Source organism: Mesorhizobium sp. BR1-1-2 (genome assembly GCF_020165435.1).
In the GTDB taxonomy this organism is placed as follows: domain Bacteria; phylum Pseudomonadota; class Alphaproteobacteria; order Rhizobiales; family Rhizobiaceae; genus Mesorhizobium.
On sequence record NZ_JAIUID010000010.1, the window covers coordinates 25,441 to 45,862 of the forward strand.

Genomic DNA, 20,422 nt, shown 5'->3' on the forward strand with positions numbered 1-20,422 from the left:
CCAACCGGCCCGGGCAATCCGGGCGCTGCCAACAAGGATAGCTGTCCATCGAGCGCCTGCTCGGTTGCAGCGTCCGTGGACATCATAATTGTGTCTTGGAGGAAATTGGCATGGCAAAAATCTCGAAGGTAATGGTCGGTGAATCGCTGGTAGGGGACGGCAACGAAGTCGCGCATGTCGACCTGCTCATCGGCCCGCGAGGCAGTGCGGTCGAAACGGCATTTTGCAACGCGCTCACCAACAACAAGGACGGTTTTACTTCGCTTTTGGCGGTGATCGCGCCTAATCTTCAATGCAAGCCCAATACGGTGATGTTCAACAAGGTCACGATCAAGGGCGCCAAGCAGGCTGTCCAGATGTTCGGGCCGGCGCAGCACGCCGTTGCAAAGGCCGTGCAGGACAGCGTCGCGGACGGGACCATTCCGGCCAACGAAGCGGACGACGTGTTCATCTGCGTCGGCGTATTCATCCATTGGGACGCGGCCGACGACGCCAAGATCCAGAAATACAACTACGAGGCGACGAAGGAGGCCATCCAGCGCGCTATCGCAGGAACCCCGACCGCCGCCGAAGCCACCGCTCAGCGCGACAAGGTCAAGCATCCGTTCGCGGCCTAGACAAGAGACAGCCCCGCACAGGAAAAGCCATCTTCCGAAACGGATGGTCTGTTGCGCCGGCTGAAAAAGGTTCTGGGCTTTTGAAGCGACACTCCCGAAGGGCGCCCGCCTTTCGGGAGTGAGGAGCAACTATGATCAGGCGCCGAGCGACGCCAGGTGACCGGGTGTGAGCGTGGCGTTGTGCAGTGAGGTTGCGACCAGCGCTGCGGCGATGCCCATCGCTGACAACGCGTGGATATCGTTGTCATCGCGGACGCCGCCGGCCGCGATGACCGCGCGATCTCCTGCTTTGGCCTTGACTTCCTCCAGCCGCCTGAAGTCCGGGCCGGCGGCCGCACCGACTTTGGCCAGCGTCATCACGATCACCTTTTGCGGCCAAAGCTCGGGCTCATCGAGAAGAGAACGCGGTCCGCAAAAATCATCACCGAAGAAATCAAGGGACAGGATGAGATCGGGATGATCGCGAAAATGCCGGAGCAGCATATCGTCCTGCTGCGATTCGGAACCCAGGACGGGGTACACGGAACGTTGAGCAAGCGCCGCCAAGAGCGTTTTCCCGTCTGCTGCGCCGGCATCGACCCAGAGCTCGGGCGGCTGCGTCATCGCCCTCAGCCGGGCAAGTGCGTCACTGTTTGGAGTACCGCCTTCGATGGCGTCCAGATCGGCGATGTAGAAGGTCGAAAAGGGATAAAGCGTGCGCAACCCTTCGGCGACGGCGAGGACATCGGAACTTCGGCTGAGCGGCGTAACGATCGGCCGGTAGCGATCGCGTTTTCCTTGCTGGGCGCGAACCACCTCGCCGCCTTTCAAGTCGAGAACCGGAATGATGCGCAACGCTTTTCTCGCCGACCAACTGCTGTCATGAAAGCTTGAAGTGTGGAAAAAAGAAAGAGCATCATTGCGGGCTTCGACATTGGCGGCGCGCATCTGAAGGTGACGCGCGCGCAAGGCGGCCGCATCGTCGGCGCGGTAACGCTCGCCACGCCGCTTTGGCAAGGGTTGCACAGCCTGACCTCGGCCCTCGACGAAACAGCCCCGCTCTATGCGGAAGCCGATCTCAACGCGTTCACCATGACGGGCGAACTGTCGGACATCTTTGCATCCCGCGATATCGGCGTGACGACGCTGCTGGGTCAGATTTCCAACCGTTTTCCCACAGGCGAAAAGCTGATCTATGCCGGATCATCCGGCTTTGTCGAGGTCGAGCAGGCAGCGCGGCTGAGCACCGATGTCGCCTCCGCCAACTGGCACGCGACAGCCTCGTTGGTGGCAAAACTGGCCGGCGATGCCCTGTTCGTCGATATGGGCTCCACCACCACCGACATTATCGCAATCAAGAATGGCGCCGTCGTCAATGAGGGCTACACCGATGCCGGACGGCTTCTGACTGGCGAACTGGTCTATACGGGATTTACCAGGACATTCCTGTTCGGCGTAGCCTCGTCTGCTCCTGTCCATCGAAGACTGACGCCATTGATGAACGAGTATTTCGCCTCGATCGCCGACGCGCACCGGATCCTGGGCGTGCTCGATGAGGAGGACGACATGCACCCTTCCGCCGACGGCAAGGAAAAGACCGTCCACGGCTCAATCGCGCGACTGGCGCGCATGGTCGGGCGCGACGCCGCAGAACTTTCGCCGCCGGAATGGGGTGAAGTCGCACGCTGGTTCAGCGAGCAGCAATTGCGGAAAATCCACGACGCAGCATCCCTGGTTGCCTGGGGTCTTGCTCAAGACGTTCCGATCATCGGCGCCGGAACGGGCCGCTGGCAGATCAGGCGGCTGGCCGAGCGCATGGAACGTCGCTTTGTCGATTTCGCCGACATCGTCCCTGCCCATGACGCTGTTCGCGGCGAGGCCAGCCGCGCCGCACCAGCATCGGCGGTGGCGCTGCTGGCCGGATATCGATCACAAGCAGCGTAGCGGCGCTCGCGTCGTCACGCTCATGCGTCCTTGCTGCTGGACCCTTTGACGGCCAGGTGATCGCTGACACGCTGCATCAGCCAACCCCAGGCTTCCCGTTCGTCGGCGCCGGCTGTCTTTTCGATAGAGATCGAAAGATACCCGATCTCGGCCTCGATCTTGTCGCGGGGTAGCATGCCAAGCCGGCTGACCAGGATGGCCAGTTCCAGAACAGCCGCCTTGGCACGGTTCAGGCCGGTGAAGGGCGCATGCGTTTCTTCTCGAACCACGCGGCAGAAATGGCGAGGGCGCACGCCATCATCGTCAACGCTCTCGACTTGGAGAACCGAATGCGCCAGCGCAGTCGCCAACCGAGGGACCAGAAAATCTTCAACGGGAACGGTTGGCCAATCCTTGCGCCCGGTCAGGCATCCAGCGAAGACGCGCACGTTGTCGGTGTAGTTGGCGATGGCGAACGGCACCGCCGCCAGATTGTCGAGCGTAACCGAGGGACGAAACGGTGCGATGACCCAGCCGTCCTTTTCGGAGATTATGCCGATCGGCGCGATATGGACCTTTCCTGTCTTGTCGACAGTGGTGATGATTGTCTCGCGAATGTAAGGCACCTAGCCCTCCCTCTTCGCGCGAAGCGTCTCGCCCGGTTCGGCAAGACGGGTACGGTCGGCTTCGAGAGCCGGTGCGGCGACGCCCCATGTGAGCGGCTCGTCCTGAACATAGCGCTTGCCGAGGCGCCACGCGATCTCGGCTTTCGTCAGTTCCGCGCCCAGATAAAAAGCATGCGCACCGTCGCTCTCCACGCCAAGCCCGGCGAAGAATTCGAAGGCATCCTTAGCAACCGCGTGCGTTTTTCCATTGAAAATATGGATGCCGTCCTCCGCTGCAGCAATACGGAAGTTGGCGTCGCGCACCTCGGCCGCCAACGCAGCGATATCATCGGTCGAGGCCGTGAAAGGCTTGCGATCGTGGATCTGCAGCAAGCCTGGGTGATAGCTGCGCGGCAGCGCACCGTCATTGCGGGCGGCAAACATGATGCGGCGGGCAATATCGTGCTCCTCGATCGTCCGCACCGTGTGTGGGCTGACATGCACGGCTAGCACGTTTCGAATCCCGAGTTCCGAGCAGAGCCCCGTCAGAACGGCCGTAACGCCGGAACTGTCGGCATCGGTAAGTTCGGTGAGATTGCCGGTGCCCATCAGCAATTCGGCCTCCGGCCAGCGGCGCCGCGCCTCGATGAAGCGGCCGATCGATTGGGAAAAGCCGAAGTGGATCGGATCCAACACGGGGTCCGCGATAAAGGGAATGCCAGCGCTTCGCGCCGCATCGATAGCGCGACCAAGCGAATCCAGATCGCCGGGGGCGGACGGGATCAACACCGCCGTAGCCCCATGGCCGAAGATTAACGGCAGCGTGTTCTCGTCGAGGCTGAGAAGATAGTCCGCGCCGGCGCGCGCACCGATCGACAGTTCGTCCGCGCTGGCCGAATCGACGCTGACCCGAAATCCCTGTGCCTTGAGCTCGCGCACGGCCTCCGACAGCAACGGAAATGGCGTTTCAGGCAGGCAGCCAAGATCGATGACATCGGCGCCGGCCGCAGCTAGCGTCCCCGCCCGCAGCATGAGCGCTTCGATCGACAGCATGGGCGCGTCGACGATCTCGGCGAAGATGCGCATATCGTGACGCGTAAGATCCGGCGGCTCGCCGACACGGCCGAGAAAGGCCGGCAGGTCCGCGATCTCGTCAGGACCGCGCGCAAAGGGCACGCCGAAATGGTTCGACAATTGCTCGATATCGCCGCGATAGCGCCCTGGCAGGATAAAGCGGTCAACGGCGTCGGGCGCGATGAGACGCCGCTTTATGATGTCTTCGGTCATCAGTGCGGCGACCTTGACACCTATGTCGACCACCTCCCACGAAAACTCCGTCTCGCCCAGACCGGATAGCAGCTTTTCCAGCCGTGCCCTGGCCAGATGTCCCGTGAGAAAGACCAGCCGCTCAGCCATGGCCGGACAGCTCGGCCCGGCGTTGATGAACCGCCGCGTTGAGGTCCGCGAGCGACTCGACGACCTGGGTTCGTTCGAACTCCTTCAGCCGCTCGGTGTTTTCCAGGTCGATCCTGCGCGGATAGACTTTGACCAGGCCATGCGGTGCCATGGTTTCGAGTTCGGGCGCGGTGTCGCAGGCAAAGACGATGATCGGCACGCGGCACTTTCCGGCTTGCGCAAAGACGTTGGTGGCAAGCGTGTCGGAAATACCCCAGACGCATTTGGCAACCGTGTTGGACGAGGCAGGCGCCACCACGACGGTATGGTAGACGCCGTGATAAAATTCGCCGACGGGAATGGCGCTCGCCGTCTTGTCGTGCAGCACGCGCGTCGTCTCCGGAAAATCGAGTTTGAGCTTGTACATGCGCAGCACTTCATTGGCGGCCTTCGACACGAAGACATCGCAATGTTCGAGTTGGCGAACAAGTGCGAAGCTCTCCGTGAAAAAATGCCCAGAGCCCGTCAAAACCCACGCCCAACGCGGCACGTGCAGCTTCACCATCGGCTAGCCTGCCTTCTTTGCCGAGCGGGTCGAAGCCACGATCGCGATGCCGGGCAGCTTGCCCGATGCGAGTAGCGCGCCCGCCTCGGCGGCATCCTTCGGACCGGCGAGACGGAAATCGATGCCGTCGGGCAGCATGGCGGCAAAGCCTGGGTCGACAATGCCCCTGGCCTTCAGGCTGTCAGGGGTATCGTTGTCGAAGAATGCATCGGTCTGCTTGATAAGCAACAGCGCGTTCGCGCCAAGCTTCCCGGCAAGCCACGCGGCCAGGGAATCGGAGGTAATGTCCCAAGAGGCCGGGACGTCCGGTGCCGGCAGCGCAAGTGACGACGGCAGCCACACCGGAACCTTCCCTTCGTCCAATGCTCGGACAATCTCCTCCAGCGACCGTGCCGGCGTCAGTCTTTCGTCCCGATCGAGGATGACTTGACCGAACTGCTCCATGGCGAGGATCGCCATGGCATGTGCGGCGGTGTCGGAAAAATCCATGCGGGTCTGCGTCTCGCGCACCTGGTCGGCAAACAGGCCGCCGCCGGGCACGATGACGATCGGCAACCTGGAACCCGCCAGCGCCGCGATCCAGCTCGTCATTTCCGCCGCATGGGCAGTGCTGCCGCCAAGCTTGACGACGGCCCGCCCGAGGACGTCGGAGCCTTGCTGGCGCGACCGGGAAACACTGCCTCGGTCTTTTCTGCCCGCAGAGCCGGAGGCGACACCGCGTCCTGCCGCTTGGCGCTTGCGTTCGATCTCGACGCCGACACCGCCAGGCCCGAGCTCGAGTTTTTCCACCCTTACCGTGACGCGCACGACGCGCTGGTTCTCCAGAACGTGCGTCGCCACTTGCTCGGCCAAAGCCTCGCTGAGCTGAATGTGTCCCCTCGCGACGATGGTGCGAATGCCATCCATGATGATGTCGTAGGAGAACACATGGCGCATGTCCTCGGGATGGTCGGTGACTTGTAGCACGTCGGCGATCACATCAAAGCGCACCTTTTGAGTATGACCATGCTCGAAGCTGTACGCACCGATCTGGACCGGCAGAACAAAATCCCGCACGAAAATCCTGTCCGTGCCCAGTGTCGGATCAGTGCCCGGCGAATAGCCTCTCGCTGCCAACAGGCGATAGTCGATGCTCGATTTACCGCCTGTCCCAGGCTCTGCCGGGACCAATTCGCGAATCTGCGAGACCGCCTCGGCGCTGATTGAACCCGCGCGGCCGGCATGGCCACACAGCGCTCCGCGAAAGCCGAGGAAATCGGGAGCGAAAGGCAATAGGCGTGGAATATCCGGGGCTTCGAGCGATCCGCTCAGGCCAACCATCAGACCGAGCGACTTCGCTCGATCGACGAATCCCGGAATGCGCTCCGGTGGCAAATGGTCCAGCAGCCGGCCGTTGCCCTTTTGCGCGGTATCGACCATCACGCCATGGAAGCGGTGCCTGCCGAACACCGGCAGGAGCTCGAAATCCGGCGCCAGATCGGCAAAGAGCACAGCGATCAGCTTCGTTCGCGCGGCGAGTGGTTCCAGCGCCTCCGCGCAGGCGGAGATGTCAGCCGATGGGAAAAACCCAATCTTGACATAATCCACGCCGGTCGCCGCGATCTCTTCAGCCTTGGCGCGGATCGTTTCGGGTTCCATCGGCAGGTCGCCGCAGACCGCGCTGACCGGAGCCCGACCCGCGATGAACGAAATCGTTCGGCGGATGGTTTCGGTGGATACCGCGCCCAGCGCTCCCGCCTTCGGGTCCTTCAGATCGACGATGTCGACGCCGCCCGAAAGAACGATCTCCGCCTCTTCGATACCGGTGACGCTGGCCAGCATTCTGGTCATTTGAACAGTTTCTCCAGTTTGGAGGCCAAGATTCTTTTTTGTTCTTGGTCCGCGCGATTCTCACGCACGTCGCGGATGACATAGCTGCGAACGACCTCGAAATCGAAGATGGCAATCTTTTCAGCCGCCATGGCATATTTGTCAAAAAGACATCTAGCCTGGGCAGACGCGAAAAGTCGTCCGATAGGGTTTGATAAATTTCGCGGGTCGGCTAAGTTGACCATGGGCACCTTGACTTGGCGCTGGTCCCGACAACCGTCGGACCTCAGCGCAAGAATGGGTAATTACTATCGATGACGAGCGCGGTGCCGGGCACTCTCGCCGCCTTTTTGTGCTTTTTTTCCCTGACCGTCAACGCTCCGGGCGCGATAGCCCAGGAAGCGGCGGCGAAGCCGGAAAAAAAAATCACTGAAATCAAGATAGGTTATTTGCGCGCCTACGCGCCGCAACTGACGCTTTCCATGCTCGACCTGCCGCCGCGTGACGAAGGTGTCGCCGGCGCCAAGGTGGCAGTCGGTGACAACAACACGACCGGAAAGTTCACCGACCAGAAATTCAGCCTCGACGTGACCGAGATCAAACCCGAAGCCGACGCGGTCCAGGCATTCGAGGACCTGATCGCCAAGGGTGACCACTATGTCGTCGCGGACCTCTCGGCCAAACAATTGCTGTCGATCGCCGATATCGCCCGCGACAAGGGCGTGCTGATCTTCAACATCGGCGCCACCGACGACAGCCTGCGCGAGGAGGACTGCCGCATCAATGTTTTTCATATCGCGCCGACGCGCAGCATGCTTGCCGATGCGCTGGCGCAGTATCTCATGGTGAAGAAGTGGCCGAATTGGGTGCTGCTCTACGGCTCGCACGAGCAGGACCATCTCTACGCCGACGCGTTGCGCCGTGCGGCAACTCGTTTTGGTGGCCAGATCGTCGCCGAGAAGGAATTCAAGGACACCGGCACGGCCAGGCGTACCGATACCGGCGCCACGCAGATACAGCAGCAGATTTCCGTATTCACGCAGGATCTGCCGGAGCACGACATTGTGCTTGTCGCCGACGAAAGCCAGGTTTTTGGCACCTACGTGCCCTACCGCACCTGGACGCCGCGGCTGGTCGCCGGCACGGCCGGGCTTGTTGCATCGTCGTGGCATCCCGCCAGCGAGCAATGGGGCGGCATCCAGATGCAGAGTCGCTTCCTGAAGACGGCGGGCCGGCGGATGCTTTCCAAGGACATGTCGGCGTGGACGGCAGTGCGTGCCGTCGGCGAAGCCACCACGCGCACCAAAGGCGACGATGCGAAAAAGATCAGCGACTACATGCGGTCGGGAGATTTCTCGGTTGCCGCCTTCAAAGGACAGAAGCTCACCTTCCGCAAATGGAACCTCCAGCTTCGCCAGCCGATCCTGCTTGGCGACACCAAGTCGGTCGTGTCGACATCGCCGCAGGAAGGCTATCTCCACCAATTCTCCGAACTCGATACGCTTGGTATCGATCAGCCGGAAACAAAATGCGTTCTCAAGTAGGGCCAAAGGGGAGGAATTTGCGTGCAGACACGAGCTTGTGCATTCGCCATTCTCGCGGCCGGCCTCACGGCCAGCCCGGCATCCGCCTATACGGCATACGTTTCCAACGAGAAGGACAACACGATGACGGTCGTCGACACGGCCACCATGCAGGTGGTGAAGACCGTCGAGGTCGGCCAGAGGCCACGCGGCATCACCATCTCGCATGACGGCAAATTCGTTTATCTATGCGCCAGCGACGACGACACGGTCGAAATCATCGACACCGCGACGCTGCAGATCGTAGCCACGCTGCCATCTGGCCCCGATCCCGAATTGTTCGTGCTCTCGCCTGACGGCAAAACACTCTATGTCGCCAACGAGGACGACAACCTCGTCACCGCCATCGACGTCGAGAGCAAGCAGGTCATGGCGGAGATTCCAGTCGGCGTGGAACCGGAAGGCATGGGTATCAGCCCTGATGGCAAGACCATGGTCAACACCTCGGAAACCACCAGCATGGCGCATTTCATAGACACTGGCACCCACGATGTAACCGATAACGTGCTGGTCGACACGCGCCCGCGCTTTGCCGAATTCAAGCCCGACGGCTCGCAGGTGTGGGTCAGCGCCGAGGTCGGCGGCACCGTCAGCGTCATCGATAACGCCAAACGCGAAGTGGTGAAGAAGATCCAGTTCGCGATTCAGGGACTGCGGGCTGAGACCATCCAGCCGGTAGGCATCGCCATCAGCGCCGACGGCAAGAAAGCCTATGTCGCGCTCGGCCCGGCGAACCATGTCGCCGTGATCAATACCGACACCTACGAGGTCGAGAAATACATCCTCGTCGGCCAACGCGTCTGGCACCTGGCCTTCACACCCGACCAGAAAACGCTGATCACCACGAATGGCAACTCCAACGACATCACGTTCATCGATACGGCGACCGACGAGCCGGTCCAATCGCTCACCGTGGGCCAGCAGCCTTGGGGTGTGGCCATTTCGCCCAAATAGCAGACATTGATCTAGGGGAGGATCGTGACATGAAATTTCGCCATGGGTTTATCTTCGCCGCGCTCGCCGGATTCGTCTTTGCTCCGATCGGCGCAAGCGCGGATGACGCAACGCCAAAACCCTCGCGTGCCAGCAAGAACCTGCCGGAATTGATTATCGGCTCGGCCGATTCCACCTATGCCGTCAATCAGAAGGATTTCGAACTGATCGCCGGCCAAGGCTATCGCTGGAAGATCACCTCCAAGGGCGGTTTCGAATACAAGTTCGTGACGGACCTGTTCCGCAATGTGTGGATGGACCAGATCGTCATCGACGATCTGGAGGTGCATATGGACGGCGGACCGGCCTGGCTGGAATTCGACGACGCGGGAACGATCCAGGTGCAATTCCACACAGTTCGCCCGGGCGAATATACCTGGTCGGTTCCCGACCTCGCCGACAGGGGCCTGAAGGGCAAGATCACGATCAAGTGAGACCAAAGGCAATCAGACGCGCTAGATAGCAGTGCGTCCTGCCAACGCGTCCTGAAGGAGCGATCCGGGCATGCAGCATGTGAGGACAAGCGGACCGGGAGACGAGGCGGCGGCGCTCGATGTCAGTGCCGTCAGCCACTCCTATGGACCGAAGCGGGCACTCAACGAGGTTTCGTTCTCGATCTTGCCGGCGACGTTCACCGTCCTGCTCGGCCTCAACGGGGCCGGCAAGACAACGCTGTTCTCCCTGATCAGCCACCTCTATGACACGCGTCACGGGTCGATCCGCATCTTCGGTCACGACATCCGCAGCGCTTCGGGCGAAGCGCTCAGACGGGTCGGCATCGTGTTCCAGGCGCGCACGCTCGACCTCGATCTTAGCGTCTACCAGAATCTCTCCTACCATGCCTCGCTGCACGGCATTGGCGGACGCGAAGCCCGGCAGCGCATCGCCGCGCTGCTTGACACTGTCGACATGCAGGGCCGCCAGCATGACAAGGCGCGCAGCCTCTCCGGCGGTCAGATGCGGCGCATCGAGATCGCCCGGGCGCTGCTTCACCGACCTTCCCTGCTCCTGCTTGACGAAGCGACCGTCGGCCTCGACATCGAGTCGCGCGCTGGCATCCTCGCCACCATCCGCAAGCTCGTCGAAACCGATGGCATCGGCGTGCTCTGGGCCACGCATCTGATCGATGAAGTCGACGATACCGATCATGTCGTGGTGCTGCGGCGAGGCGACCTGGTCGCCAGGGGCAAGGTGTCGGATGTCGTCCAGGCAAATGGAGGAAATTCCATTCGCGATGCCTTTTCGAGGCTCAGCCGCGTCGACGCGGCAGGCATGGCGGAGACATCGTCATGAGCGCTCCTGCGATGCCCGGAAAAGTAGTCGGCGTCAAACCGGTAGGGTCTGAACCATTCGGCCTCCGTCACTATCTCATTTGCCTGAAAGGCATCGTCCTGCGCGAGTGCCTGCGCTTCCTGCACCAACGCGAACGGTTCATTTCCTCACTGGTGCGGCCGCTCGTCTGGCTGTTCATCTTCGCCGCCGGCTTCCGCCAGGTGCTCGGCGTGTCGATCATCCCTCCCTACAAGACCTATGTGCTCTACGAGGTCTACATCACTCCGGGTCTGTGCGGCATGATCCTGCTGTTTTCCGGCATGCAGTCTTCGCTGTCGATGGTCTACGACCGCGAGATGGGCAATATGCGCATCCTGCTGGTCAGCCCATTTCCGCGCTGGTTCCTGCTGGTGTCGAAGATGTTGGCCGGCGTGGCCGTGTCGATCGTGCAAGTCTACGCATTCCTGATCGTCGCCTGGTTGTGGGGCGTCAGGGCGCCGCCGCTCGGCTATCTCTACGTGCTGCCGGCACTGTTTCTGTCGGGCATGATGCTTTGCGCGCTCGGCATGCTTTTGTCGTCCATGATCAAGCAGCTCGAAAACTTCGCCGGCATCATGAACTTCGTCATCTTTCCAGGCTATTTCGCGTCTCCGGCGCTGTATCCTTTGTGGCGTATCCAGGAGGCAAGCCCCCTGCTCTACAAGATCTGCCTCACCAATCCGTTCACCTATGCCGTCGAACTGATCCGCTTCGCCTTCTATGGGCAGATCGACTGGCTGTCGCTGGGCGTCGTCGCCGGTTGCACGCTGTTGTTTCTGGGCGGCGCCATCATTGCATATGATCCTTCGCGCGGCCTGATGACCCGCAAACAGGACACGGGAGGAAACGGCTGATGGCGCGAATGAGACTTGTGCACACCCTGGTTCTGGTCGCCATGCTTGTCCCGATGGACGCCAGGGCGGCAAACACCGATCCCGACTGGCCCTGCATGCAGCGCAAGGTGCCGCAGCTCTCGCTCGGCCAGATCTGGAATGGACCGGAGCTTCCCCCGGCAGCGAAGGATTGGTCGAAGGATTCGGGCGTCTCCGCGCTGGTCGAGGCGGTGGCGGCCCGACGGACGCCGATTGCCGAAGCCCAGAAGGAGATCAAGGACTACGCGGCTTCCCTGCCGGCGGAGCAGGTCGCACCAAAGATGGCGATGCTGGTGCAGGGAATGTTCGATCACATGGACGCCGAGCGTTCGCACGTGATTTCCGGCATTTCCCGCTATGCCCACAAGCAGCTCGAAATGGCGGCTGAATTGCGCAAGGAAGCATCCGACGTCGACGCCCTGCGTGCCAAAGCCGACGCCGATCCGGACGAAGTCGAACGGCGTACTGACCAGTTGAATTTCGAGACGCGCATTTTCAACGAACGTGTCCAGTCGCTGACCTATGTCTGCGACGTGCCGACGATAATCGAGCAGCGGCTCTATCAATTGTCCAGGACCGTCTCGGAAACGCTCGGTCAGAAGAAATAGACCTTCACTCGACCTCACGCGACGGATTTAACGTCCCCTAGGTCATCGACACGTCTGGCGTCTCGCTCCGAGCGCCGTGCGGCGGCCCATCCCGCTCAGGAATCGGGATAAAGCTTACCGAACAGGGGCAGATACATCGCGCCCTTGCGCATCAGGAAATCGTTGAACGTAGCCATGGCCGGCGAGATTGCGTGATCGGTTCGTATCACAGAGAACCATTGCCGGCGGATCGGCATGCCGACGACGTCCAGGATGACGAGCCGGCCAGCTTCGGTTTCCGCAGCGATGGTGTGGGCAGAAATGAAGGCGATACCCAGGCCAGCCATCACCGCCTGCTTGATCGTTTCATTCGAGCCCATCTCGACACCGAGTTCGTCGATGCGGCCAGGCACGTCGCTCAGGAATATCTCCAGCGAGATGCGGGTTCCGGAGCCGGGCTCGCGAATAAGGAAATGCTCCTCGGCAATGCGCTCCTTGGAGATATCGCGCGCCGCCGCCAGCGGGTGTTCGGGCGGCGCGATGATGACCAGCGGGTGATCGCCGAAGACCGAGGCACGCACCGGAACCTCTTTCGCCGGACGCCCCATCAGCGCGATGTCGATGTCATGATTCTTGAGGTTGTCGATGGTCTGGGCACGATTGCCGATGGCAAGCCGCATATCGATGTCAGGATGTTCCTTCATGAATGCAGCCATCAGCCGCGGCGCGAAATACTTGGCGGTGGAAACGACGCCGAGCCTCAGGCTGCCGGTACGAACGCCCTTGATGGCGTCGATCTTGTCTTCGAGCAGGCCGAGATGCTCCTCGATAGCCTGCGCCGCCTCAACGACCGCCAAACCTGCGGCAGTGGGACGCATGCCGTCAGACGTCCGGTCGAACAGAGCCAGTTGGAATTCTTCCTCCATTTGCCGCAACTGAATTGTCAGTGCTGAAGGAGACAGACCTAACGCCTTGGCCGCACTCACAATTTTTCCGTTCTTGATGATGGCCTGGATGGTCTTGAAATGTTTGAGCGTGAGGTTTCTCATGCCTCATACTAAATTATTTTTAGTGCCAACGTAAGGTTATTGAATTTTACTTATCGAGTGTCGTTTGTTTTCATTCCCCGATCCAGCCGATCCGAGGAGACGCGGCTGGATCGGGAGGTTACGATGCCAGCGGCAACGCTCGACGCTTTTCTGAACTCCTATCTCGGCCAGCCGGACGAACTCCGCTCCGCGGTCGTAACGACCGTCCGTCAGCTGACACAGGCCGCCAGCAAGGTCCGCAATACCATCAATCAAGGTGTGCTCGGCGCCGCCTTTGCCGGGACCCGTGGCGCCAACGCCGACGGCGATGTCCAGAAGGATCTCGACGTCTTCTCCGACGACATCTTCCTCGACGCCATGCGCCACGCTCCGGTCGCGCTCTACGCTTCCGAGGAGCTGGAGCAGCCGGTCCTGCTCGACAGGCAAGCACCACTCGCCATTGCCATCGACCCGCTCGACGGCTCTTCCAACATCGACACCAATGTGTCGATCGGAACGATCTTCTCGCTGTTGCCCATAAATGGCGCGCCGGATGCCGATCCGGCCGCCTCTTTCCTGCAGGCAGGCGCGAATCAGCTAGGCGCCGGTTTCTTCATCTATGGGCCGCAGCTGGCGCTCGTCCTGTCACTCGGCAGCGGTACGCATATCTTCGTCCTGTCGGCCAGGCTCGGCACCTTCGTCCAGGCCTACGAGAGCCGGATCATTCCGCAACGCACCCAGGAGTTCGCCATCAACGCCGCCAACTACCGGCACTGGGACGAGGCCGTGCGGCTCTATGTCGACGACTGCCTGGAGGGCACCGAAGGACCGCGAGAGAAGGATTTCAACATGCGCTGGATCGCCTCCCTGGTCGCCGACTGCTACCGCATATTGATGCGTGGCGGCGTGTTTCTCTACCCCGGAGACCGGCGCAAGGGCTACGGTCAGGGACGGCTGCGCCTGGTCTACGAGGCCAACCCGATTGCCTATCTCATAGAACAGGCTGCCGGTGCGGCCACGGATACGATCAACCGCATCCTGGACATCGAACCCGACAGCCTGCACCAGCGCGTGCCGGTGGTCTTCGGGTCGGCGCGGGAGGTCGCGCGCATCACCCGCTACCACACCGAGCCGAGCAACATCGGTGAACGAGCGCCGCTGTTCAGCCGCCGTGGCCTGTTCAGAGCCTGAGCAGCACCATGTCAGCCAAGCATCCCATCATCACCATCACCGGCTCGTCCGGCGCCGGCACCACCTCGGTCAAGCGTATCTTCGAGCTGATCTTCCGGCGCGAGAACATCGAGGCCGCGTTCATCGAAGGCGACGCATTCCACCGCTACGACCGCGCCGCGATGAAGGCGAAGGTGGCCGAAGAGGAGAAGGCCGGCAATCCGAACTTCACCCACTTCAATGCCGCGGCCAACGAACTCGGGATTCTCGAAGAGGTGTTCGCGGAATATGGCCGCCGGGGATCCGGAAGAACCCGCACCTACATCCATGACGAGGAAGAGGAAAAGCAGTACGGCACGCCACCGGGAAGCTTTACCGAATGGCGCGAGTTCGCTCCCAGCGACCTGCTCTTCTACGAGGGGCTGCACGGCTGTGTCGTCACCGACACGATCAATTTGGCCAAACATGCGGATCTCAAGATCGGCGTGGTGCCGGTCATCAATCTCGAATGGATCCAGAAGATCCATCGCGACCGTTCGACACGCGGCTATTCCACCGAGGCGGTGATGGACGTGATCCTGCGCCGGATGCCCGACTATGTCCGCTACATTGTCCCGCAATTCTCGCAGACCGCCATCAATTTCCAGCGCGTGCCGATTGTCGATACGTCCAACCCCTTCATCGCGCGCTGGATTCCGACGCCCGACGAATCGATGCTGGTTATCCGCTTCGCCAATCCGCGCGGCATCGATTTTCCCTATCTGCTGTCGATGATCCACGACTCGTTCATGTCGCGGCCAAATTCCATCGTGGTGCCAGGCAACAAGCTCGACCTTGCCATGCAGCTGATCCTGACGCCGCTCATCCTGCAGTTGATCGAACGCAAGAGCCGTGTGTCGTGAGGAGGACGCCATGACCAGCCAAACAGCACTGAAGCCTGCCGCCGTCGTCGTCTCGGAGCTCGACATGGCGAACGCCATTCGCGTGCTGGCGATGGACAGCGTCCAAAAAGCGAATTCGGGACATCCCGGCATGCCGATGGGCATGGCCGATGTCGCAACGGTGCTGTTCAACCGCTTTATCAATATCGATCCATCCAGGCCGGACTGGCCGGACCGTGACCGTTTCGTTCTTTCAGCCGGCCATGGCTCGATGCTGCAATACGCGCTGCATTATCTGCTCGGCTATGAAGACATGCCGATCGAGGAGTTGCAGCGGTTTCGGCAGTTGGGCAGCCGCACGGCCGGACATCCGGAATATGGCCACGCGCTTGGTGTCGAGACCACCACTGGCCCGCTCGGACAAGGCATTTCCACAGCGGTCGGCATGGCGCTGGCGGAGCGCATGCTTGCTGCCCGCTACAGTGCCGATCTGGTCAACCATCATACCTATGTGATTGCAGGCGACGGGTGCCTGCAGGAAGGCATCAGCCACGAGGCGATCGACCTCGCCGGCCACCTGAAGCTTTCCCGCCTGATCGTCTTCTGGGACGACAACGCGATCTCCATTGACGGGCCAACCTCCCTGTCCACGTCGATGGACCAGCCGGCGCGCTTCAAAGCCGCCGGCTGGGATGTCCAAACGGTCTCAGGCCACGACATGGAAGCTGTCGCGGCGGCTATCGAGGCGGCGCGGCGGTCGGATCGACCGTCGCTGATTGCCTGCCGCACAGTGATCGGCAAGGGCGCCCCCAACCTCGGCGGCTCGGAGAAGACGCATGGCGCGCCGCTGGGCGAGGCAGAGATCGCCGCGACGCGCGAGAACATCGGCTGGACCTTCGCGCCGTTCGAGGTGCCGGACGACGTGCTTTTCGCCTGGCGCGAAATTGCCAGCCGCGGGGAAGCGATGCGGGGCGCCTGGGAGCAGCGGCTTGCCGCCTCGCCTCAGCGAGAGGCCTTCGAGAACGCGGTTGCCGCCAGACTGCCCGACGCGGTCTTCGAAGCGCTCGATGCCTTTCGCCGCGAGCATGTCGAGAAGGCAACAAAGGTGGCAACGCGAAAAGCTTCCGAAATGGCGCTGGCGGTCATCAACGGTGCCACGGAGTTGACCGTCGGTGGCTCGGCCGATCTGACGCACTCGAATCTGACGATCACCAAGGGCATGAACCGCATTGCGCCGAGCGACTATGCCGGCCGCTATATCCACTACGGCATTCGGGAGCACGGCATGGCCGCCGCCATGAACGGCATCGCACTGCATGGAGGCTTCGTGCCCTATGGCGGTACGTTCCTGTGCTTCGCGGACTATGCGCGTGGCGCGATACGGCTCTCGTCGCTCATGGGCCAGCGCGTCATCTACGTGATGACGCATGATTCCATCGGCCTCGGCGAGGACGGCCCGACGCATCAGCCGGTCGAGCACCTGGCGATGCTGCGTGCCACGCCGAACCTCAATGTCTTCCGCCCGGCGGATATCATCGAAACGGCGGAGTGCTGGGAACTTGCGCTGAAGAGCAAGGATCGGCCGAGCGTGCTGGTGCTATCGCGCCAGAACCTGCCGATGCTGCGTGAGGCGCACAGCGATGCGAACCGCTCCAGCCAGGGCGCATACATCCTGCGCGAGCCAGCCAGGCACCGCGCCGTCACCCTGATCGCCACCGGCTCGGAGGTCGAGATCGCGGTTGCCGCCGCTGAAAGACTGGAGACCGAGCATGGCGTCGCCGCCGCTGTCGTCTCGATGCCGTGCTGGGAACTTTTCGAGGAGCAGGAAAACGCCACCCGCAAGGCCGTTCTCGGCTCCGCGCCACGCGTCGCGGTCGAAGCGGCAGCCCGGCTGGGCTGGGACCGCTGGGTCGGCGAGACGGGCGCTGTCGTCGGCATGGCCGGCTTCGGCGCCAGCGCCCCTGCCCCCGATCTCTACCGGCATTTCAACATAACGTCCGAAGCGGTTGCCGCGGCGGCGCTGAAGCTCATCATCTAGGAGGACCCACAATGGCCCGCATCACCCTTCGCCAGCTTCTCGACCATGCCGCCGAGCACGGCTACGGCGTCCCTGCATTCAACATCAACAACATGGAACAGGGCCTCGCAATCATGGAGGCGGCCAAAGCCTGCGACGCGCCTGTCATCATCCAGGCCTCACGTGGCGCCCGGTCCTATGCCAACGACGTCATGCTGGCCAAGATGATGGAGGCATTGACTGAAATGCACCCGGCCATTCCGCTGTGCATCCATCAGGACCACGGCAACGACGAGGCCACCTGCCTTTCCGCGATCCGCCACGGCTTCACCTCGGTGATGATGGACGGATCCCTGATGGCAGATGCCAAGACGCCGGCAAGCTATGCCTACAACGTCGCCGTAACCGAACGCGTCACACGCATGGCGCATTGGGTCGGGGCTTCCGTCGAAGGCGAACTGGGCGTGCTCGGATCGCTGGAAACCGGCCAGGGCGAGGCCGAGGATGGCCACGGCGCCGAGGGCGCGCTCTCCCACGACCAACTCCTGACCGATCCCGATCAGGCGGTCGACTTTGTGGCCGCAACCCAGGTGGACGCGCTGGCGATCGCCTGCGGCACCTCGCACGGCGCCTACAAATTCACCCGCAAGCCGGACGGCGACATTCTGGCCATGCAGGTGATCGAGGCGATCCACGAGAAGCTGCCCAACACGCATCTGGTCATGCATGGCTCTTCCTCGGTGCCACAGGAACTGCAGGACATCATCAACAAATATGGCGGCGAGATGCCCCAGACCTTTGGCGTCCCCGTGGAGGAGATCGAGCGCGGCATCCGCTACGGCGTGCGTAAGGTCAACATCGACACCGATTGCCGCATGGCCATGGCCGGGCAGTTCCGCCGCGTCGCAACGGAGAATCCGCGCGAGTTCGATCCCCGAAAATTCCTGAAGCCCGCCATGGATGCCTTGCACGATCTTTGCCGAGACCGCTTCGAGCGTTTCGGCACGGCGGGTAACGCCTCGAAGATCAAGGTCATCGCCCTGGACGAGATGGCCAAACGCTATGCCGCGGGAAAACTCGCGCCACATATCGCAACCGCGAAAGCCGCCTGAGCAACAAACAGGAGACCTGTCATGAACAAGATCGATATGCTGCCAGCGGGTACGCTCCAGGAAGGCAAGGAACGCTACAAGTCAGGGGTCATTCCCTACAAGAAGATGGGCTACTGGGAGCCGGACTACAGGCCCAAGGAGACCGATCTGATCGCCATGTTCCGGATCACGCCGCAACCCGGTGTCGACCACGAGGAGGCAGCGGCCGCCGTCGCCGGTGAATCGTCGACCGCAACTTGGACCGTGGTGTGGACCGACAGGCTGACGGCCTGCGAGCTCTACCGCGCCAAGGCGTTCAGATCCGAGCCGGTTCCAAACACCGGTCCCGGCACCAAGACCGAGCAACAGTACTTCGCCTACATCGCCTACGACCTCGACCTGTTCGAGCCGGGCTCGATCGCCAACCTGACCGCGTCGATCATCGGCAACGTGTTCGGCTTCAAGGCGGTAAAGGCGCTGCGGCTGGAAGACATGCGCATCCCGGTCGCCTATCTCAAAACCTTCCAGGGACCCGCAACCGGCATCGTGGTGGAGCGTGAGCGGCTCGACAAGTTTGGCCGTCCGCTGCTCGGCGCGACGACGAAGCCGAAGCTCGGCCTGTCAGGCCGCAACTATGGCCGCGTCGTTTACGAGGCGCTGAAGGGTGGCCTCGACTTCGTCAAGGACGACGAGAACATCAACTCGCAGCCCTTCATGCACTGGCGCGACCGCTTCCTCTACTGCATGGAGGCGGTGAACAAGGCTTCAGCTGCCACCGGCGAGGTCAAGGGCCATTATCTCAACGTCACCGCCGGCACGATGGAGGAGATGTACGAGCGCGCCGAATTCGCCAAACAGCTTGGCTCCTGCATCATCATGATCGACCTCGTCATCGGCTACACGGCGATCCAGTCGATGGCCAAGTGGGCACGCCGCAACGACATGATCCTGCACCTGCACCGCGCCGGTAATTCGACCTATTCGCGCCAGAAGAACCACGGCATGAATTTTCGCGTCATCTGCAAATGGATGCGCATGGCCGGCGTCGACCATATCCATGCCGGCACTGTGGTCGGCAAGCTGGAAGGCGACCCGCTCATGATCAAGGGGTTTTATGACACGCTGCGCGAGGAGCGCACGCCGCAGAACCTCGAAACCGGGCTGTTCTTCGATCAGGACTGGGCCTCGCTCAATAAGGTGATGCCCGTCGCCTCGGGCGGTATCCATGCCGGCCAGATGCACCAGTTGATCCATTATCTCGGCGAGGACGTCATCCTGCAGTTCGGCGGCGGCACGATCGGCCATCCCGACGGCATCCAGGCAGGCGCGACGGCCAATCGCGTTGCATTGGAAGCGATGATCCTGGCCCGCAACGAGGGACGCGACTATTTGCGCGAAGGAACCAAAATCCTCGAACAGGCGGCCAAATGGTGCACCCCGCTGAAGGCTGCCCTGGAGACCTGGAAGGATGTCACCTTCAACTATGAATCGACCGACACGGCCGACTTCGTGCCAACCGCAACGCCCAGCTTCTAGAAGAAAGGAACCGTCGCCATGATGACCAACCCGGGAAACAAGGTCACGCAGGGACAGTTCTCGTTCCTGCCCGACCTGACTGATGAGCAGATTTCGGCGCAGATCAAATACGCGCTGAAGAACCACTGGGCCGTCAGCGTCGAGTACACCGACGATCCGCATCCGCGAAACACCTATTGGGAAATGTACGGCAACCCGATGTTCGACTTGAGAGACCCGGCGGGCATCCTGCTTGAAGTCAACGCTTGCCGGAAAGCCTGTCCGAACATGTATGTCCGGGTAACCGCCTTCGATTCGACCAAGGGATGGGAAGCGCCGCGCATGTCGTTCATCGTCAACCGGCCGCCCAGCGAACCCGGGTTCCGGCTGCTGCGCCAAGAGCGTGACGGCCGCAGCCAGGGTTATTCGATCGTGCCTTATGCGACCGACAGGCCCGAGGGCGAGCGGAGCTAGCTGAGCC

21 protein-coding genes are annotated in these 20,422 nt (G+C 61.7%); 14 read left to right on the forward strand and 7 right to left on the reverse strand.

What is annotated here, in order from left to right; translation table 11 throughout:
• Window positions 1-110: 110 nt before the first annotated feature.
• On the forward strand, window positions 111-617 hold the full coding sequence (fae, locus tag LB551_RS21245; protein ID WP_140552486.1) for a formaldehyde-activating enzyme: 507 nt from the start codon (window positions 111-113) through the stop codon (window positions 615-617).
• A gap of 135 nt (window positions 618-752) precedes the next feature.
• Here fae and LB551_RS21250 read toward each other — a convergent pair whose 3' ends face one another.
• Entirely contained in the window at window positions 753-1,544 is a 792-nt protein-coding gene (locus LB551_RS21250) for a HisA/HisF-related TIM barrel protein (RefSeq protein ID WP_224660351.1), read from the reverse strand.
• On the opposite strand from LB551_RS21250, the gene LB551_RS21255 reads away from it, so the two are divergent.
• Window positions 1,494-2,540 (forward strand): hydantoinase/oxoprolinase family protein, encoded by a 1,047-nt coding sequence (locus LB551_RS21255; RefSeq protein ID WP_140552484.1) that lies wholly within the window; start codon window positions 1,494-1,496, stop codon window positions 2,538-2,540. The genes LB551_RS21250 and LB551_RS21255 overlap by 51 nt on opposite strands.
• 20 nt (window positions 2,541-2,560) lie before the next feature.
• Here LB551_RS21255 and LB551_RS21260 read toward each other — a convergent pair whose 3' ends face one another.
• Genes LB551_RS21260 through LB551_RS29960 form a run of 5 tightly spaced genes read right to left on the reverse strand, consistent with a single transcriptional unit; the run spans window position 2,561 to window position 7,045 of the window.
• Window positions 2,561-3,145 carry a DUF447 domain-containing protein gene (locus tag LB551_RS21260; RefSeq protein ID WP_224660352.1) on the reverse strand — a complete coding sequence of 195 codons (585 nt, stop codon included), beginning with the start codon at window positions 3,143-3,145 and terminating at the stop codon, window positions 2,561-2,563.
• The gene (locus LB551_RS21265) at window positions 3,146-4,540 is read right to left on the reverse strand and encodes a DUF6513 domain-containing protein (RefSeq protein WP_224660353.1); all 1,395 of its coding nucleotides are present in this window, start codon (window positions 4,538-4,540) and stop codon (window positions 3,146-3,148) included.
• The gene (locus LB551_RS21270; protein ID WP_224660354.1) at window positions 4,533-5,084 is read right to left on the reverse strand and encodes a flavoprotein; all 552 of its coding nucleotides are present in this window, start codon (window positions 5,082-5,084) and stop codon (window positions 4,533-4,535) included. Before LB551_RS21270 ends, LB551_RS21265 begins: the two co-directional genes overlap by 8 nt.
• 3 nt (window positions 5,085-5,087) lie before the next feature.
• Window positions 5,088-6,914, reverse strand: coding sequence for a (5-formylfuran-3-yl)methyl phosphate synthase (locus LB551_RS21275; protein ID WP_318012746.1), 1,827 nt, complete (start codon window positions 6,912-6,914; stop codon window positions 5,088-5,090).
• Entirely contained in the window at window positions 6,911-7,045 is a 135-nt protein-coding gene (locus LB551_RS29960) for a hypothetical protein (RefSeq protein WP_263495967.1), read from the reverse strand. The genes LB551_RS21275 and LB551_RS29960 overlap by 4 nt, the downstream gene beginning before the upstream one ends.
• 162 nt (window positions 7,046-7,207) lie before the next feature.
• On the opposite strand from LB551_RS29960, the gene LB551_RS21280 reads away from it, so the two are divergent.
• From LB551_RS21280 to LB551_RS21305, 6 genes are all read left to right on the forward strand, one after another.
• On the forward strand, window positions 7,208-8,437 hold the full coding sequence (locus tag LB551_RS21280; protein WP_224660355.1) for an ABC transporter substrate-binding protein: 1,230 nt from the start codon (window positions 7,208-7,210) through the stop codon (window positions 8,435-8,437).
• A gap of 21 nt (window positions 8,438-8,458) precedes the next feature.
• Complete coding sequence (locus LB551_RS21285) at window positions 8,459-9,430, forward strand: YVTN family beta-propeller repeat protein (RefSeq protein WP_224660356.1); 972 nt, start codon at window positions 8,459-8,461, stop codon at window positions 9,428-9,430.
• Between the two features lie 29 nt (window positions 9,431-9,459).
• A complete protein-coding gene (locus LB551_RS21290; RefSeq protein WP_224660357.1) occupies window positions 9,460-9,903 on the forward strand; it encodes a hypothetical protein in 444 nt (147 codons plus the stop codon).
• Window positions 9,904-9,973: 70 nt separating this feature from the next.
• A complete protein-coding gene (locus LB551_RS21295) occupies window positions 9,974-10,762 on the forward strand; it encodes an ATP-binding cassette domain-containing protein (protein WP_224628542.1) in 789 nt (262 codons plus the stop codon).
• Window positions 10,759-11,634, forward strand: a complete 876-nt coding sequence (locus LB551_RS21300; protein WP_411970957.1) for an ABC transporter permease — start codon at window positions 10,759-10,761, stop codon at window positions 11,632-11,634. Before LB551_RS21295 ends, LB551_RS21300 begins: the two co-directional genes overlap by 4 nt.
• Window positions 11,634-12,260, forward strand: coding sequence for a hypothetical protein (locus tag LB551_RS21305; RefSeq protein WP_224660358.1), 627 nt, complete (start codon window positions 11,634-11,636; stop codon window positions 12,258-12,260). Before LB551_RS21300 ends, LB551_RS21305 begins: the two co-directional genes overlap by 1 nt.
• A 95-nt stretch (window positions 12,261-12,355) precedes the next feature.
• Here the strand turns inward: LB551_RS21305 and LB551_RS21310 are convergent, their stop codons facing one another.
• Complete coding sequence (locus LB551_RS21310; protein WP_224660359.1) at window positions 12,356-13,288, reverse strand: LysR family transcriptional regulator; 933 nt, start codon at window positions 13,286-13,288, stop codon at window positions 12,356-12,358.
• Window positions 13,289-13,411: 123 nt separating this feature from the next.
• Here LB551_RS21310 and LB551_RS21315 point away from each other — a divergent pair, with 123 nt between their 5' ends.
• From LB551_RS21315 to LB551_RS21340, 6 genes are read left to right on the forward strand one after another with little or no spacing between them, the layout of a single operon-like run.
• The gene (locus LB551_RS21315) at window positions 13,412-14,458 is read left to right on the forward strand and encodes a class 1 fructose-bisphosphatase (protein WP_140552472.1); all 1,047 of its coding nucleotides are present in this window, start codon (window positions 13,412-13,414) and stop codon (window positions 14,456-14,458) included.
• 8 nt (window positions 14,459-14,466) lie between these two features.
• Window positions 14,467-15,339, forward strand: coding sequence for a phosphoribulokinase (locus tag LB551_RS21320; protein ID WP_140552471.1), 873 nt, complete (start codon window positions 14,467-14,469; stop codon window positions 15,337-15,339).
• A 10-nt stretch (window positions 15,340-15,349) separates the two neighbouring features.
• Window positions 15,350-17,356, forward strand: a complete 2,007-nt coding sequence (tkt, locus tag LB551_RS21325) for a transketolase (protein ID WP_224660360.1) — start codon at window positions 15,350-15,352, stop codon at window positions 17,354-17,356.
• An 11-nt stretch (window positions 17,357-17,367) separates the two neighbouring features.
• Window positions 17,368-18,447 carry a class II fructose-bisphosphate aldolase gene (gene fba / locus LB551_RS21330; RefSeq protein WP_224660361.1) on the forward strand — a complete coding sequence of 360 codons (1,080 nt, stop codon included), beginning with the start codon at window positions 17,368-17,370 and terminating at the stop codon, window positions 18,445-18,447.
• A 21-nt stretch (window positions 18,448-18,468) separates the two neighbouring features.
• Complete coding sequence (locus LB551_RS21335) at window positions 18,469-19,962, forward strand: ribulose-bisphosphate carboxylase large subunit (RefSeq protein WP_224628535.1); 1,494 nt, start codon at window positions 18,469-18,471, stop codon at window positions 19,960-19,962.
• 18 nt (window positions 19,963-19,980) lie between these two features.
• Entirely contained in the window at window positions 19,981-20,415 is a 435-nt protein-coding gene (locus tag LB551_RS21340) for a ribulose bisphosphate carboxylase small subunit (RefSeq protein ID WP_140498220.1), read from the forward strand.
• The last annotated feature ends 7 nt before the right edge of the window (window positions 20,416-20,422 follow it).